Origin of the sequence: Xanthomarina sp. (genome assembly GCF_035306705.1) — a bacterium.
In the GTDB taxonomy this organism is placed as follows: Bacteria; Bacteroidota; Bacteroidia; order Flavobacteriales; family Flavobacteriaceae; genus Xanthomarina.
This window is the reverse complement of record NZ_DATGNO010000002.1, coordinates 1-16,920: the sequence shown is the minus strand read 5'-3', so window position 1 is coordinate 16,920 and position 16,920 is coordinate 1. Positions and strand designations below refer to the sequence as shown.

At 34.1% G+C, this 16,920-nt stretch carries 17 protein-coding genes and 4 tRNA genes; 5 read left to right on the top strand and 16 right to left on the bottom strand.

Features of this window, described 5'->3' with window-relative positions:
- From VKY47_RS00120 to VKY47_RS00050, 15 genes are all read right to left on the bottom strand, one after another.
- A partial coding sequence (locus tag VKY47_RS00120) for a GTP-binding protein (protein ID WP_324309214.1) occupies positions 1-186 on the bottom strand: 186 nt, incomplete at its 3' end.
- Positions 187-254: 68 nt separating this feature from the next.
- Positions 255-326 (bottom strand) — tRNA-Thr (locus VKY47_RS00115).
- Positions 327-397: 71 nt separating this feature from the next.
- A tRNA-Gly gene (locus VKY47_RS00110) sits at positions 398-470 on the bottom strand.
- A gap of 369 nt (positions 471-839) precedes the next feature.
- Positions 840-921: transfer RNA gene (locus VKY47_RS00105), tRNA-Tyr, on the bottom strand.
- A 123-nt stretch (positions 922-1,044) separates the two neighbouring features.
- Positions 1,045-1,118: transfer RNA gene (locus tag VKY47_RS00100), tRNA-Thr, on the bottom strand.
- A 101-nt stretch (positions 1,119-1,219) separates the two neighbouring features.
- A complete protein-coding gene (gene hpf / locus VKY47_RS00095; RefSeq protein WP_324309213.1) occupies positions 1,220-1,522 on the bottom strand; it encodes a ribosome hibernation-promoting factor, HPF/YfiA family in 303 nt (100 codons plus the stop codon).
- A 39-nt stretch (positions 1,523-1,561) separates the two neighbouring features.
- Positions 1,562-2,452, bottom strand: coding sequence for a tyrosine-type recombinase/integrase (locus tag VKY47_RS00090; RefSeq protein WP_324309212.1), 891 nt, complete (start codon positions 2,450-2,452; stop codon positions 1,562-1,564).
- Between the two features lie 130 nt (positions 2,453-2,582).
- Positions 2,583-2,777, bottom strand: a complete 195-nt coding sequence (gene rpsU / locus VKY47_RS00085) for a 30S ribosomal protein S21 (RefSeq protein WP_324309211.1) — start codon at positions 2,775-2,777, stop codon at positions 2,583-2,585.
- A 186-nt stretch (positions 2,778-2,963) separates the two neighbouring features.
- On the bottom strand, positions 2,964-4,388 hold the full coding sequence (locus tag VKY47_RS00080; protein ID WP_324309210.1) for a carboxypeptidase-like regulatory domain-containing protein: 1,425 nt from the start codon (positions 4,386-4,388) through the stop codon (positions 2,964-2,966).
- An 18-nt stretch (positions 4,389-4,406) separates the two neighbouring features.
- The gene (locus VKY47_RS00075; RefSeq protein WP_324309209.1) at positions 4,407-5,573 is read right to left on the bottom strand and encodes an acyl-CoA dehydrogenase family protein; all 1,167 of its coding nucleotides are present in this window, start codon (positions 5,571-5,573) and stop codon (positions 4,407-4,409) included.
- Positions 5,574-5,588: 15 nt separating this feature from the next.
- A complete protein-coding gene (locus tag VKY47_RS00070) occupies positions 5,589-6,464 on the bottom strand; it encodes a ComEA family DNA-binding protein (RefSeq protein WP_324309208.1) in 876 nt (291 codons plus the stop codon).
- 6 nt (positions 6,465-6,470) lie between these two features.
- The gene (locus VKY47_RS00065; protein WP_324309207.1) at positions 6,471-8,546 is read right to left on the bottom strand and encodes an amino acid carrier protein; all 2,076 of its coding nucleotides are present in this window, start codon (positions 8,544-8,546) and stop codon (positions 6,471-6,473) included.
- 104 nt (positions 8,547-8,650) lie between these two features.
- Positions 8,651-9,670 carry a potassium channel family protein gene (locus VKY47_RS00060; protein WP_324309206.1) on the bottom strand — a complete coding sequence of 340 codons (1,020 nt, stop codon included), beginning with the start codon at positions 9,668-9,670 and terminating at the stop codon, positions 8,651-8,653.
- 8 nt (positions 9,671-9,678) lie between these two features.
- The gene (locus VKY47_RS00055) at positions 9,679-9,906 is read right to left on the bottom strand and encodes a PspC domain-containing protein (RefSeq protein WP_324309205.1); all 228 of its coding nucleotides are present in this window, start codon (positions 9,904-9,906) and stop codon (positions 9,679-9,681) included.
- 72 nt (positions 9,907-9,978) lie between these two features.
- A complete protein-coding gene (locus VKY47_RS00050; protein WP_324309203.1) occupies positions 9,979-11,250 on the bottom strand; it encodes a DUF2851 family protein in 1,272 nt (423 codons plus the stop codon).
- 189 nt (positions 11,251-11,439) lie between these two features.
- On the opposite strand from VKY47_RS00050, the gene egtB reads away from it, so the two are divergent.
- The 5 genes from egtB to VKY47_RS00025 all read left to right on the top strand — a co-directional run bounded on the left by egtB (position 11,440) and on the right by VKY47_RS00025 (position 15,817).
- Positions 11,440-12,588 carry an ergothioneine biosynthesis protein EgtB gene (egtB, locus tag VKY47_RS00045; RefSeq protein ID WP_324309201.1) on the top strand — a complete coding sequence of 383 codons (1,149 nt, stop codon included), beginning with the start codon at positions 11,440-11,442 and terminating at the stop codon, positions 12,586-12,588.
- A 4-nt stretch (positions 12,589-12,592) separates the two neighbouring features.
- A complete protein-coding gene (locus tag VKY47_RS00040; RefSeq protein WP_324309199.1) occupies positions 12,593-13,540 on the top strand; it encodes an L-histidine N(alpha)-methyltransferase in 948 nt (315 codons plus the stop codon).
- Between the two features lie 4 nt (positions 13,541-13,544).
- Positions 13,545-14,216 carry an aspartate/glutamate racemase family protein gene (locus tag VKY47_RS00035; protein ID WP_324309197.1) on the top strand — a complete coding sequence of 224 codons (672 nt, stop codon included), beginning with the start codon at positions 13,545-13,547 and terminating at the stop codon, positions 14,214-14,216.
- Positions 14,217-14,433: 217 nt separating this feature from the next.
- A complete protein-coding gene (locus VKY47_RS00030; RefSeq protein WP_324309195.1) occupies positions 14,434-15,198 on the top strand; it encodes an outer membrane protein in 765 nt (254 codons plus the stop codon).
- Between the two features lie 196 nt (positions 15,199-15,394).
- A complete protein-coding gene (locus VKY47_RS00025; RefSeq protein ID WP_324309194.1) occupies positions 15,395-15,817 on the top strand; it encodes a hypothetical protein in 423 nt (140 codons plus the stop codon).
- Positions 15,818-15,985: 168 nt separating this feature from the next.
- Here VKY47_RS00025 and VKY47_RS00020 read toward each other — a convergent pair.
- Positions 15,986-16,920, bottom strand: a 935-nt coding sequence (locus VKY47_RS00020) for a PLP-dependent cysteine synthase family protein (protein WP_324309192.1), incomplete at its 5' end; no start/stop codon positions are given.

Below are 16,920 nucleotides of genomic sequence, written 5' to 3'. Positions count from 1 at the left end.
TGTAATACCTCTTTCTTTTTCTTCTGGAGCATTATCAATTTGATCAAATGATCTTGCTTCTGAATAACCTGCATCAGCTAATACTTTTGTAATAGCTGCAGTCGTGGTTGTTTTTCCGTGATCTACGTGTCCAATTGTACCGATATTTAAATGTGGTTTTGAACGATCGAAAGTTGCCTTTGCCATGTTTTAAAAAATTTATTCTTAGTTATATAATAATATTAGTGTATTCTACTTTAATTAAGCTTTAAAAGAGCCAATGACGAGAATTGAACTCGTGACCTCTTCCTTACCAAGGAAACGCTCTACCCCTGAGCTACACCGGCGTTTCATTTACGATTGCCGACTTTTGATTTACGATTTGAAAATCGCATTTCGTATAACTCGTAAATATTAGAGCGAGAGACCGGGTTCGAACCGGCGACATTCAGCTTGGAAGGCTGACGCTCTACCAACTGAGCTACTCTCGCGTTTATCATAAATTTCTAAACTTAAAATTCCATCGAATAGAATCTATTGTTTTAGAAAAAATGAAAGGTTTTCAACATTTCAATTAATCTCCCTGCTTTCGCTAGGCGTGCTTAATAAGGACAATTCCTTATTGAGCATTTTTTCATATTATTTAGGATTAACTCGCTATGCTCGTTGATCCGTAAGGGTGACCCCTTACTAAAACTTTTAAAACGCAGTTTTACAAAAGCGAGCTTTAAAAGCTCTCTCATACTATTGTGGATTAACTCGCTACGCTCGTTGATCCGTAAGGGTGACCCCTTACTAAAACTTTTAAAACGCAGTTTTACAAAAGCGAGCTTTTGACAACTACTTATTTAAAAGTTTTGTGGGGAGAGCAGGATTCGAACCTGCGAAGACGTAGTCAGCAGATTTACAGTCTGCCCTCGTTGGCCGCTTGAGTATCTCCCCAAACAATTCGAAATTTTCATTATAAAAAATTAAATTCCAAATCTTACTTTCAATATTTTCATGAACTTTCTCAAAAAATGTATTACTGCTTTTTGAGATTCCTGCCTTCGCAGGAATTTTAAGAGCCGATGGAGGGACTCGAACCCACGACCTGCTGATTACAAATCAGCTGCTCTAGCCAGCTGAGCTACATCGGCTTGTATACCTTTTTTAACACAAAAAAAAGCCCGCTATTTCTAACGGACTGCAAATGTATAGATTTATTTTCTTTTTCAAAACATTTTCTTCGAAAAATTTATTATAAATGTGCTCTTAATTTCTCTTTTCGTTTTTTTAATTGTCTTTCTAATGAAGCAACTGCCATATCTGCTCCCTCTTCAAATGTTTTACATTGCTTTTTTACTACCAAACTATCTCCCGGAACATTTACGCGAGCTTCAAAAATTTTATTTTCCTTATCGCTTGTGTTTTCTAGTTTTAAATAAACATCTGAACTAATTACTTTGTCATAAAATAAATCTAACTTATCCATACGCTTTTGAATAAAGTCTATCAATTTCTTGTCGGCGGTAAAATTGACTGATTGCGTGTTTACTTTCATACTTCTTTTGTTTTTGGTTATACAATAGATTGTACTGTTTTACTTTTTACTTCTTGGATGCGTATTTAGATACACTTTTTTTAATTCGGATATACTGTTGTGAGTATAAACTTGTGTTGCAGCCAAACTCGAATGTCCTAAAAGTTCTTTAACAGCATTTAAATCTGCACCTTGGCTTAGTAAATGAGTTGCAAACGAATGCCTTAATATATGAGGACTCTTTTTTACCTTACTAGATGCCAAACTAAAATACTCATTAATTATTCGGTAAACAAGTGTTTCATAAATTTTAACTCCTTTTTTGGTTAAAAACAAAGCTTCAGAATTTGTTATGATTTCTAGTTTGTTTCTGCAATCCATGTAACCTTTAATCGACTCTATAACTTTAGGCAACAAGGGCACAAATCGCTCTTTGTTTCTTTTGCCCAAGACCTTTAATGTTTGGTTGGAAAAATCGACGTCCCTTAGTTTAAGATCTATCAATTCAATTCTTCTAATTCCAGTGGAATAAAAAAGCTCGATAATTAATTTGTTTCTAACACCTTCAAAATTATTCTCAAAATAAAGCTCATCCAAAACTGTTGTGATTTCGTTTTCTGAAAATGGAACCTGAATTTTCGAGCTGGTTTTTAAGGCTCTGTGTTTGGCCAAAGGATTGGCTTGAATACTTTCAATTTTTAATAAGAATTTATAATAGGAATTTAATGCAGAAACCTTCCTATTAATACTTCTATTGGAAATACTTCTTTCTACCAAACTTACAATCCAACTTCTAATTTGGGGATAATTAACGGCTTCAATAGAATCGCTATCAAACTCCAATTTAATGAAATCTGAGAATTCATTTAAATCGTTCTGATACGCTTTTATAGTGAGCTTCGAGTAGTTCTTTTCTAGTAGTAAATAATCTATAAACGCTTTAAAAGGCATAGTAGGTTTGTATTGTAAAGTAAATATATTGAATTTAAAAAGAAGCAAACCATTAAACAAGAAAAATCCTGTTAACCATAGCTTGAGCTCTGGTTGAACAGGATTTTTTTGGATTTAACAAATATCGAGATTAGATATTCTCTTGATCTCTTAAACGTTGGATATATTGCGCTTTTTGATTCCGTGCTCTTTTAAGAACAGAAGGCTTGTCAAACTGCTTACGAGTTTGCAACGCACGTTTAGTTCCGGTTTTATCAAACTTTCTCTTATAACGCTTTAACGCTCTATCTATATTTTCTCCTTCTTTAATTGGTATTATTAACATAGTATCTTAACCTCCTCTCTTTTAGATTTTCAAGGCGCAAATATAAAAACTATTTTAGAATGGGCAACCAAAAGTTTGAAAATTATTATAAAGTTTTATTCAATTATAAAAAAGAGGCTGCAACGCATCATAAAACATTGAATAACAAATTCTTATTGTTTATGTAATATTTAAATAGGGTTTCTTTTATTCTTTATACAGTGAAGAACGCTTTGTTAAATCCTGAATAAGTTTTTCTTCTTCCTCACTTTCCAATAAGGTATTGTAATTTTTCCAAAAGGCTCTATTATAAAGTCTTGACTTGAAAATATCTGGATCCCAGGTACTATTTAAGGCCGCATTAATTTGATCTTTATCTAGTATAATCTCAGTAAATAAAATTTCCTGAACCGTGTAATAATAACGTTCTTCTGGATCGCTATCTTCCACTACTCCTTTAACACCCGTTGCAACTTTAGAACCTACATTTACAAGTTTTGGAGTTTCATAATAAATATAACTAGGGTACATTTTGTCTTGATACTCCATATAATTAATGACTAACTTATGGTTAGTTTGAGTTCCAAAAAGTGTTTTACTTCTGCTTTTTTGAGCACTGGATGCGGCTATTAATTCGTATTCAATTCTTTTAATGGCATAGGTATCCCAATAAATATAAATCCAGCCATTAGCTATATACCCGTCGTTGTAAATACCCTTGGTCTCTAGATTGATATAGTCCTTTCCTTCGGAAATTTTAATCTTGTAAATTTTTCTATCGTTATCCACCAAAACAGTATCTAAAGAAAACAAATGTTGGTCTAACATGTTCTCGTTGAATAAGGCTCTTGGTTTATTGGAGTTTCTAACAAGATTCAACTTGCCCTGAAATAAATTTTCCAAGCCGTTAATTCGAGTATCATTCCATTTAATGGCTTTTACCAAAGAAGATGTTCTAATCGTGTCTCTTCGTAAGTTACTGGATTTTAAGTTTCTATTATTAGACCTATCTTTAAGGTAAGCGGTATAGGTTAATAAACTATCTATATCTCTTAAATCGTAACTTTTTCTAACCTCATCGACATTAATCTTAAGGAATTTGGAGGTGTTTGTTTGGTAACTGGAATCGTAGAGTGTGATAGCGCCTTCAACCAACCATTTAAACTCCCTTTTGTTACGCTCTTTATGTCTTACAAAACCTTTTTCCATATAAGCCGATTCCGGAAGGTTTTCCGGCAATCTTTCTAACGCTCGAAGCATGATATCGTTTCCTGTTTTTGGTCTTGAATCTGCCACAAGAAGAATTTCGTCCAAAGAAGCCACATCGGGTTCTAAGTACACATCAAAAGAACTATCGAATTCGTTGACTGGAACTTTATAGCTTTTAAAACCAATGGAAGACACTACTAAGGTATCGCTTTTAAATTTATCTGGCACCACCAAAACAAACTTACCATCTGCATTGGTTATGGTACCAATAGTTGTGTTTTTAACATACACACTGGCACTTTCCAAAGGTTGAAAGGATTCTGCATCCAAGACAGAGTTTTTTAACTCGGTTTGTGAAAATGACGAAAACCCACATAAAAGCACAAGGGTTCCGAAAATAAGTTTGATAAATTGAGGCTTCATAAAAGGATAACTTAAAAGTTAGGTAGCAGGTTTATAGTTTTTATCGTCTAAAATCATTTTAGCCAAGATTTCACGTAGTATTTCTGATGTACCTCCACCAATAGGACCTAATCTGCTATCGCGAAGTAATCTTGCCATTGGATATTCTTCCATATAGCCGTAACCTCCTAAAAATTGAAGACAGTCGTAAATAACTTCGTCTGCCATTTTAGTTGATTTTAATTTAGACATCGTGGCTTGTTTTACAACATATTCACCTCTATTGAGTCTGAAAGCTACAGAATAATTGAATTCTCTACAAATTTCCATATCTGCATACAAATCTGCAAATCTATGTCTTAACGCTTGGAACTTATTGATGGTTTTTCCAAAGGCTGTACGCTCGCTCATATATTGTTTGGCATAATCCAATGCAAACTCTGCTCTGGCGTGTGCATTAATTCCCATAATCAAGCGTTCTAAAGCAAAATGCTGCATGATGTATGGAAAACCTTTCCCTTCTTCACCCATTAAATTACTTGCGGGAATAGTGACATTATCGAAAGCAATTTCTGCCGTATCACTAGCTCTCCAACCTAATTTATCCAATTTAGTTGCCGAAATTCCAGGCGTATCTCTATCCATGATAAAAATACTCATTCCGTTATGTCCTGCATCTGGATCTGTTTTGGCTGCAACCACTAAATAGTCGCTATAAACACCATTGGTTATAAACGTTTTTGAACCATTTATAACATAGGTATCTCCTTTTTTAATGGCGGTAGTTCTCATTCCAGCAACATCACTTCCACCAAAAGGTTCTGTAATGCACAAGCAACCAATTTTATCTCCAGCAATACTTGGAGTTAAATATTTTTCTTTTATCTCATGACTTCCTTCCTTGTTTACATGTGTCATGGCTAAATAGGCATGAGCCCACATGTTTGCTGCAAAACCACCTGAGTTAATTTTTTGGAGTTCTTCTAAAAATATTACTGTGTAAAATAAATCTAGATTCAGTCCGCCATATTCTTCAGGATAGGCTAGACCAAAAAATCCCATGTCTCCAAATTTTTTCCAAATAAAACGTTCTACCGTTCCAGTCTTTTCCCATTTTTCAATATGCGGAACAACTTCTTTCTGTAAAAAATCTTTTAGACTTTCTCTAAACATTTGATGTTCTTCTGTGAAGTACATACTATTCATACCTTTTTTTCTTTATTAATTGAGCTTCAAATATAATTTAATTATCTCAATTTTGTTCGATGGGAAGCTTTTAACTTTTAATAACTCATCTAGCGAATTATATCCTTCTCTTAAAGTTCGTTGCTCTGTAATATGATGAGCAATTTCATAGTCTATATACTGAATGGTTACCAACTCCTCGATGGTTGCCGAATTTAAACTGATTTTTTCAACATGTTTTGGAGTTTTTACTGTGAAGTGCTCCTTAAGGCGTTCAATAACTTCGGGCGACAATCCATAAATTTCCTGCAACTGAACATCTGCGATAAAGCCTCCATATTTATCTCTATAAGCTATAATTCGTTTTGAATACCCTTCGCCTATACCATTTACTTTTTGCAATTGTGAAGCTGAAGCCGTATTCAAATCTTGTTTTTGTTCGAAGGTTTTTGGCTGATCGTTGTTTTTAAATGAATACTCCGTTTTTGGTTTCGGATTAGTTACCCAATCAGGAAATTTAAAATGAGGGGAAAGTATGGCTAACAAAGAATCTGATACCCCTGTAACTTGCTGAAATTCTTTAGCAGAATTGATCCATTTATCCTGTTTTCTAAAAGCCAACAACCTATCTATTTCTTCATTGGTCATTCCTAAGGTGTACCCCTTATAGTCGGTAATGTAATTAGGATTGAAGGGATATATTTTTGGCTTCCTACTTTCAATTTCAGCCAAACGAAGAGAATCAATTTCATTTTGAAAGATTTCCAACTCGTTTTGATTTATTTGGATCTCTTCCGAAGAAAAACTTACAAAAAAGTAAATAACTTGTAATGCAACTATAAATAGGATCAATAAAAAAATCCCATTTCGTCGTTCTTTAGTAAACTTGAAATGGGATTTTAGTGTTTTCATGATTATTTATTTCTTTTCTTCAATCGGCTTTCGATAGAGGAGATTTGCTTTTAATTTTTTAATATAAGAGTCTAAATCAACTTTAACTTCTGTGGACATAATGTACAATCCAATAATATTTGGAAAGGACATGGCAAGAATCATCATATCTGAAAAGTCTAAAACAGCTCCTAAACTAACTGATGCTCCGATAACTACAAATACCAAGAACAACATTTTATAAATAAACTCAATTTTTTTACTTTTTCCAAATAAATACGTCCAAGCTCTCATTCCGTAGTACGACCAAGAAATCATGGTTGAAAAAGCAAATAAGAATACTGCCAAGGCTAAAACATAAGGAAACCAAGAGATTTGACTACCAAAAGCATCAGAAGTTAATTGTGCACCAGCCATGCCTTCTACTTCGTGCATTCCTGTAAATATTAATACCAACGCTGTTAATGTACATACCACAACCGTATCAATAAATGGTTCTAATAAAGCCACAAAACCTTCAGATGGCGGATTGTTTGTTTTTGCTGTACTATGTGCAATGGCTGCAGATCCAACACCAGCTTCGTTAGAAAACGCAGCACGTTGAAATCCAACTACCAATACGCCAATAACTCCTCCTTTTAAAGCTGAAGGATTAAAAGCTCCTTCATAAATAGCAGAAAAAGCAGGTCCTATGTTTTGAATATTCATAATAATTACGGCCAAGGCAGCAACTATATAAATAGATGCCATAATTGGCACCACACGACCTGTTACTTTTGCAATACTACTAATACCTCCAATAATAACAACTCCCACTAAAATGGCTGTGATAATACCAAAGTAAAATCCGTTTCCTTGCATCATTGGAAACTGTCCTGCCAATTGCTCGAAAGACTGATTTGCTTGAAACATATTTCCACCACCAAATGAAGCGCCAACGGCAAGTACAGCAAACATTCCTGCCAGTACTTTCCCCAAACCTTTCATATTTCTTTTCTCCAATCCGTAACGCAAATAATTCATTGGGCCACCAAATACACGGCCATCAGGTAAAATGTCTCTATATTTTACACCTAAAGCACATTCTACAAATTTTGTAGACATCCCTAGCAAACCACAAACTATCATCCAAAAAGTAGCTCCAGCGCCTCCTAAAGAAACTGCCACTGCTACTCCCGCAATGTTACCAAGACCAACAGTTCCAGAAACAGCGGTTGCCAAGGCTTGAAAATGTGTTACTTGTCCAGGAGCATCTGGGTCGTCGTATTTCCCTCGTGCCAAATCAATAGCATGTCTAAATCCGCGAACGTTAATAAAGCCCATTCTAATGGTAAAAAACAAAGCTCCAAGCACTAACCAAATAACAATAAAAGAAATTGGCTTAGTAAGTGGATCTCCGTTAGGATGCGTTAAAACAATTGGCTTATCGTAGGTAATATTTGCAAAAAAGTGAGCTCCTTGTTCTATAACATGTTTTTTGTTATCAGAATTATAAATGACCTCTCCTTCTTTGGTTATATGATTTAATTTTCCGTTTACTTCAGAATTAACAGTAATTTCTTTTCCAGCTCTATCCGTAATTATCGCAATGGCTTCACCTTTATACACATGAACTCCATCCCCTTTTAACCAGGTTTTAAGTTCATATTTATTATCAACTTCGTTGGTCCAATCTGGAACTCCTACTCGTTTGGAATCGGCATAGACCACAGGGTCATAAATTCCGATAGCTGCAAAAGGATCCCAGAATAATATAGAACCTAATGCGCTAACCGCAGGTGTCATGGCACCATTAAAAACCTCTGTAATAGCTTCCGTTTTTACAGTAAAAACAGCCGTTTTAGAATTCCCATCAGCATCAGTAACTACCACGGTATAAGGTACACCTTCCGTTAAGCCTACAGCTCTATTTGAAGTTAAGGAAGTTCCTTGATTGCTCCACCTATAAGTATATGGTTCTACTCCTCCTGTAACTTCTAAAGTAATAGCTCCGTCGTTAATAGCTTTGGATGGATTTGTTACAAGTCCTTCAACGTTAAAGTCTTGTGCGAAAATTATAATTGGTAAGATTAATGTGAAAATTGAAAGAAGAATTTTCTTCATAAAAATTTATTATTAGTTAGTTTTAGGTTTTAAGGACAGCAAGATGCTAAAAAAAAATGGTTTTTTAAAGTTTCATCTTTTATTTAACGTGATATGATTTAAATTTATAAATTATATAATGAATTTAATTTTTGAATTTGTTCCGGTCTCCCTAAAACAATAATTTTAGACCCAGGTTCTAACTTCAATTCGGCTTCTGGATTAATAATATATTCGCCTTGGGCGTTTTTAAAACCTATAATGCTACAACCCGTTTTATTTCTTAAATCCAGATCTCTAATGGTTTTAATTTCGGATGTATTATAAAGTTCCTCTACAGCTATTTCTTCAATATTAATATTCGATTTCCCTACGATAGACAAATTATCTATAAACTCCAACAATCCAGGAACCACGACCAAAGAAGCCATGTGGTCTCCTCCTATTTTATCTGGAAGAATGACGTTATTGGCGCCTGCAAGTTTTAATTTTTTATTGGACGTTTCTTGAGATGCGCGACTAATTATGTTCATTTTGCTATTTAATTGTCTAGAAGAAAGTACTACAAATAAATTATCAGCATCGTTGGGCAGAGCCGAAATTAAAGTTGTTGCCCGTTCAATTCCAGCTTGTAAAAGTGTCTCGTCTTCATTGGCATTTCCTATAACAAAAGGAAAATCATCATTTTGGTGTTTTTCGGCGAGCTCTTTGTTTAGTTCGATAATTACAAATTTCTTATCGTATGCCATGAGTTTTTTAGCTGCTTGTTTTCCGTTGCGTCCATGTCCACAAATAATAATGTGGTTTTTAAGACTGTCTATTTTCTTTTGCATCTTTCGCTGTTTTAAACCTTCAAAATTATTTTTGCTTAAAATATATTCTGTAATCACGCTTATGGCGTAACCAACAATAACCACACTGGTTAAAATTAAAAATACCGTGAATAATTTAGAGCTTTCGTCCAAGGGCTGCACCTCTCCAAATCCAACTGTGGTAATGGTTATAACAGTCATGTACAAGGCGTCAATCCAGCTTAATTGAGATAAAACCCTAAAACCAATTACCCCTGCACTCAATAATAAAATCAGCAACACAATAGCCGTGTATATTTTAGATTTTAATAACTTGATTAAAGGATTATGCATTTGGTGTTTTATAAATCGAAAACCGATGAACGCTTGGTATATAACAAGTCTTTAATATGCATCCAAAACGCTATAAAGAGATAAAGTGCAAACCCAAATCCAAGAGTTACAAAAGTTAAGTACAGAAATGACGTTCTAACAACTTTAGCTCTAATCCCCAATCTATCGGCAATTCTCTGGCATACGTAATACCCGTGTTTCTGGAAAAAAAGTAAGATTTTATAAAAAATGTTCATATTGCAATGTACTTATAAAAATCAATAAATGAGCTTGAAAATTATAACAATATATTATTAGTAAAATGGCTTTTAAGAACCAATCAACGTGTTGCCAATAGCGCATTGCAGACATCTGTTTTTATCGCAATATTCCGATTTAAGTTGAATTAATGCCTGAGATTGCATGGCAGAATGAGACACCTTTTTTAGGTTATTGAATGCCGAAACAATACTGTTTTTTTCTGAAGGAATTTCCTGAATTAATTTCAATAGGGTTTCGTTAATATCCTTGCCTTGATATCTGGCATAAGCAAATTTGATAGGTATTATGGTGTTTATTAATAGCAAGTCGATGAATGGCTTGGCTATTTTTTTAGATGAAGGTTTCGATTCTTTTCCAAATGTATAATGCGATTCCCAAAAAACAGAAGTACCTACATGGAAGAGTTGGTAAAACTCCTTTCTGGTATTCATTTCTATAACTTTTGAAAATAGATTCATTCTAGAGTTATAAAGTGTAGCCAATTGAGACAAACGTACGGTTGGGAAGTTTTGAGGTCTCAACCTGAAAAATTGAATAGGCACCACTTGCCCCTGATCCAATTGAAATTTTTGTTTTAAAAATTTATATTCCTTGTGTAGCTCTAAAAAATAAGCTTCTTGGACATCTTCTTCCAACAAACCAGCTTGTCCAAAAAACAAGGCTTCTAATGCCATTTGGTTGGTTTGTAATTTTCTAATTATGGTATAATCAATTGTTTTTGCCATGCTAAAAAAAGCATCACCATTTACTTTTAATCCAAAGTTCTTGGCCAACATTTTAAATAGAACGGCCTCCCAATCGTTTTTGGAATCCTTCAACAAACTGTCTATTGTTTTGAATTTTCTTTCCAGACGCTCAACATATAAACGCTCCAACCAGTTTTCTATAACAAAGTTATCGACCGCAGCAAAATCCGATTCACAATTAATCCATTTGTTTTGAGCAGACATCAGTTTGGTATACTTGTTATAAATGTCTTTATCCGCCACATGCTTTAGTTCCAAAGTAGGAATTATGGAGTTGTCTTTTCTGAAAATTTCGGTATCATGTTCCCAAACCACATGTAGGATTACATTGTCGTACGCTTGGTCTGTTTCGTGACTGTGCACAAACCAATCGCTCGAATTGATATGAATCTCCACATTTCCAGCCCAAAGCTGCTCTCCAATTTTTAGTTGTGCATTAAAAAAGTCAGGTCCGGAATTGGTATTGTGCTGTCCAACCGAAATTATTTCCAAGGCTTCAAACTGTGTTGTTACTAAATTTACAACAGCCATCTTTTTATATTGCCAGATATAATGTAAAAACGCTTCTTGCATAATCTAAAAATAAGGAATTATCTTATATCTTTTACTTCGAGGTCATTACATTTTTAAAACCTCAAAAAATTAGCTTTTTCATGCTTCTAAAGTAAGGTCTTTAAACTTATTGAGACTTATCCATCAGGTATTGTTAAAATTATCTTATTCTAACCTTAATTTTCGTAAATCCTTTTATCTTTAAAGCTTATGGAAGATTTAATAAAATTATATAAAACTACTAGAAACCATACCAAAGCTCTTTGTGCTCCTTTAAAAACAGAAGATTATACACCACAATCTGCCGAGTTTGCTAGTCCACCTAAATGGCATCTGGCACATACGTCATGGTTTTTTGAGGAAATGATTTTAAAAACATATTCTAAAAACTACCAAGTATTTGACCATTCATATAGTTTTTTATTTAATAGTTATTACAACAGTGTTGGCGAGCGCATAGAAAGAAAAAATCGGGGTTTAATAACCAGACCAGCTATTGAAAAAATTTATGAGTATCGCGCTTATGTGGATAAAAGCATGGAAGACCTTTTAATGACAAAGGGTTCAAAAGCCATTGAAGAACTGACTGTTTTAGGAATTAATCACGAGCAGCAACATCAAGAGTTATTAATAACCGATTTAAAACACACCTTTTCTTGCAATCCCATTTATCCGAAGTTTACTGAAACCAACTATGTAAGTTCTCAAAATAAAACTAGCGGTTGGCTAGAGATTCCCGAAGGAATTTATTCCATAGGCCATGAAGGTGATGGTTTTTGCTTTGACAACGAACTTGGAAAACATCGGGTTTTTCTAGAGTCCTTTAAGGTTTCAAAATCTTTTGTAACGAATGGAGACTATATGGAGTTTATAAATAACAAAGGATATCAAGATCCTAAATATTGGCTGGATGATGCGTGGCATTGGATCAAGCAAAACCATATTAAAAGTCCCTTGTATTGGAAATTAATGGATGGTGTTTGGCATCAATACACTTTATCAGGCTTACAACCTGTAAACCCAAAAGCTATTTTAACACATGTATCCTATTACGAAGCTGCTGCTTTTGCTTTTTGGGCCGGATACAGATTGCCAACAGAATTCGAATGGGAAATTGCTTCCAATCAATTGGATTGGGGAACGGTTTGGGAATGGACAAACTCGGCCTATCTTCCCTACCCTAATTTTAAAACAGCAACAGGAGCAGTTGGCGAATACAATGGGAAATTTATGGTGAATCTGATGGTTTTAAGAGGCGCTTCGGTGGCAACTTCTAAAAACCATAGTAGAACAACCTATAGAAATTTCTTTTCACCAAGTACACAATGGCAATTTTCTGGAATACGATTAGCTAAATAACTTTATGAATATACAATTTAAAACAGATATAAATGAAGGGCTTAGTAAACCTTCAAAGACGTTACCTTCCAAATATTTTTACGATAAAATTGGAGATGCTTTATTTGTGAAAATAATGAATCTCCCAGAATATTATCTAACCAAAGCAGAATTTGATATTTTCAAGAATCAAACCAAAAATATCATATCAGCTTTAGGCATTAAACCAGATGCATATTTTGAATTGATAGAATTGGGAGCTGGAGATGGTACCAAAACCAAAGAACTGCTTAAAGTATTACTTGATGAAAATTACCAGTTCGAATACCTACCCATAGATATTTCTAAAAATGCCCTTCACAAATTAGAAACAAACTTAAAGGAAGAACTTCCAAGCTTAAAAGTTTCAACAAAACAAGGTGATTACTTTAATGTTTTGGATAGTTTAAAAAGCTATAAGCATCCAAAAGTAGTTTTGTTTTTAGGATCTAATATTGGCAATATGGAAGACACTAAAGCCAAGCGGTTTATTTTTAGTCTAAGCCAAACTTTAAACACAAACGACAAAATATTGTTAGGTGTCGATTTAATAAAATCCAAAGACATTGTTTTACCAGCTTATAACGATAAAACAGGCGTTACCAAAGCCTTTAATTTTAATTTATTAAACCGAATTAATAAAGAATTGGATGCCAATTTCAATATAGAGGATTTTTCCCATCAACCTGAATATTTAGAATCCGAAGGAATTGCAAGAAGTTATATTGTAAGCAACAAAGACCAAGAAGTTAGAATTAATTCGATAAATAAAACCTTCTACTTTAAAAAGGACGAAAAAATCCACACAGAAATATCTCGTAAATATAACGATGACGTATTAAACAACATTTTAGAAAACAGTCAATTAAAAATGGTTGACAAACTGCTGGATTCCAAAGGTTATTTTGCAGATTATATTTTAATAAAAACCTAAGCACATGTCTAAAAACGGGAATACCCTTGGGATTTTAGGCTTAGGAAATAGAAGCACCTTGTTTTATATTCATGCGTTAAATACGGAATTTAACAAGATAGAAAAAGATTACAACACCTTTCCATTTATACTTTATAACACAAATTTTAACCTCATCAATCCCTATTTGCCTGATACTTTTGAAAAACTCCTACCTCAGCTTTCAGAATACATCCATTACATGGAAAAACTTCCAATTAACCGGCTTTTAATTCCAAATATTACCATACACGAAGCTTTGGACAAATTGGATATTTCCTTACCTCTACTTCATCCATTAACCTTAAGCATCAACTATCTAAAGAAAAACAACATCAACCAAGTTGTGGTATTTGGTTCAAAATACACAATGACTTCCACATATATTTCTAATTATTTTTCTTCGGAAGGAATTCGAGTAAACTCACCTTTACAAAAAGATATTGAATTTATAGATGCTTTACGACAGAAAATATATTCAAATTCTGAAACGGCCATCGATCTAGATAACTACACCAAATTATTAGAAAAATACAGCAAACAGGCATTAGTATTGATTGCATGTACCGAATTGTCTATCCTGAACATGCCTACCGAAGGTCTTGATTTGGCTAGACTTCAAATAAAAGAAGCCATTGCAACTTTTAAACGCATATGATGGCATTATATGGAGACATTCCATAATAAAGAAGTTATATCTATAAGATTACTAAATATTTATGTGAACTAATATCTTCCATAAATTGAATAAAAACATCGTTAAAAATAAAATAAAATAAAAATTTTACTTTACCTTTAACGTATTATCCGCCAATGGTTTATACGGACAAACCATCTTATTCTTTCTTATTTAGTATTAATCAAAAAACTGGAAAATGATTAAACAACTCCTTCTTTGCTGTTTCTTATTAAGTTCTCTTTTTATTTCTGCCCAAGATAACACAGATAACAATTCAGAAACCAAAAATGCTTCTTGGAACTTTTTAGTAGAACCCTATTTAATGTTTCCAAATATGAAGGGAGACACACAAATACGCAACATACCTGCTGTTGCCGTGGATGCTAATACAAGTGATATTTTTAGCCATCTTAAAATGGGTGCCATGCTTTATCTTGAAGCAAGAAATGAAGATTGGGCCATTACTTCGGACTTTGTTTACATGAAACTTGGCGAAGATGTTACTCCAAACCACTTAGTTACTAGTGGCGAACTTACCGTTAAGGAAACCCTCTGGGAGGTTGCGGGTTTAAGACGTATTTTACCAATGCTTGACGCAGGTGTCGGATTAAGATTGGTAAGTGTAGGTGCAGATGCTGATTTGGTTCTTTTTACCAGTGAAAGCCGTCAGGCAGACATTACAAAAACTTGGGTAGATCCCATTATTATTGTTCGTTCACAACATATTTTTAAAGACAAGTTTCTTTTAAATCTTAGAGGAGATTTGGGTGGTTTTGGAATTGGTTCGGAGTTTACCTGGCAAATTCAGGCAGAAGCTGGCTATCAGTTTTCCGAGTTGTTTTCCTTAAATCTTGGCTATAGATATATTGGCATAGATTACGAAACTGGAAGTGGCACCGATTATTTTGCTTATGATATAGATACCTTTGGTCCTGAAATACGATTAGGATTTAATTTCTAAGAGCCCAATTCATAAAAACAAAGCTATTTAACGACCACTCGTAACGATTTATAACTACAATAGGTATTTAGCACTAGAAAATAGTAATCTTCCGTTCATACGGAAAAAAGTTTATAATGTTATATCTTAGCAGCTTTAAACAATCGACCATTATTTAACTAAAATTTATTTATAATGGTATATAAACTTTAAATCTATGAAGACTTATTTAGGAATTTTATTTTTCGGTATAATTTTATTTTCCGGATGCGATCAATCTGATTCTAAAAAAACAAATAGTACCACCGATCAACCTATTACACAAGAAGAACCGGCAAAACAAGTAATTAATGTACCAGAAGGTAATTCTGATAATGTTTCTAATACTTCAACTCCTGCTCCAACAGCTTCAGGCATGAATCCAGCTCACGGACAACCAGGACACGATTGTGCTATTCCAGTTGGTGCACCATTAAATAATAAAACGAATTCATCACCTATGGTAAACCCTGGAAGTTCATCACCTGTAATAAATTCGGGTACTTCATCTCCTGTTCAAACTGCCCAAGGTATGAATCCAGCTCACGGACAACCAGGACACGATTGTGCTATTCCAGTTGGTGCGCCATTAAATAAATAATATTTTTGGCTTAATTATTATTCTAGCCTATTACTGAATCCTGTTAAATTAGTTGTATTCATCTAATGAAACAAGTTAAACAGACACATAAAAAAACCTGAGCATGTGGCTCAGGTTTTTTTATTATAAAGAGATTCTTCAGTCGTTTCACTTCTTCTGAATGACAGATTAATCTATATAACCCATTTTCTTCATCCACTCGTCGTTAAACATTTTACCCACATATCTACTACCATGATCGTGGAAAAGTACCACAACCACATCGTCTTTTGTAAAGTGTTCTTTTAATTGCAACAAGCCTTTAATAGCAGCTCCAGCGGAGTTCCCTAAAAACATACCCTCCTTTTTTGCAAGTAATTGTGTGTAAACTGCTGCGTCCTTATCGGTTACTTTAGTAAACCCATCGATAAGATCGAAGTCCACATTTTTAGGTAAAATGTCTTCTCCAATCCCTTCGGTTACGTAAGGATATATTTCATTTTCATCGAAAATACCTGTTTCATGATATTTTTTAAACACCGAACCGTAAGTGTCAATTCCCCAAATTTTAATATTTGGGTTTTGTTCTTTTAAGTATTTACCAACACCAGAAATAGTTCCACCTGTTCCAACACCTACTACAAAATGTGTGATTTTCCCATCCGTCTGTTTCCAGATTTCTGGACCGGTACTTTGGTAATGTGCTTTGGTATTGCTTAAATTATCATACTGATTCACGTACCAAGAATTTGGTGTTTCTTCACCCAAACGTTTGGATACAGAATAGTACGAACGCGGATCTGTTGGTTCTACATTGGTTGGACAAACAATAACTTCTGCTCCAACAGCTTTAAGAATATCCACTTTTTCTTTACTCTGCTTGTCTGCCATTACAAAAATACATTTGTAGCCTTTAACAATGGCAGCAAGAGCCAAGCCCATTCCCGTGTTTCCAGAAGTTCCTTCAATAATGGTGCCTCCGGGTTTTAAACGTCCATCTGCTTCGGCATCTTCAATCATGGTTAAAGCCATTCTGTCTTTTACAGAATTTCCAGGATTAAAGGTTTCGTATTTTGCCAATACCAGACACGGCAAATCTTCTGTGAGCTTATTTAATTTAACCA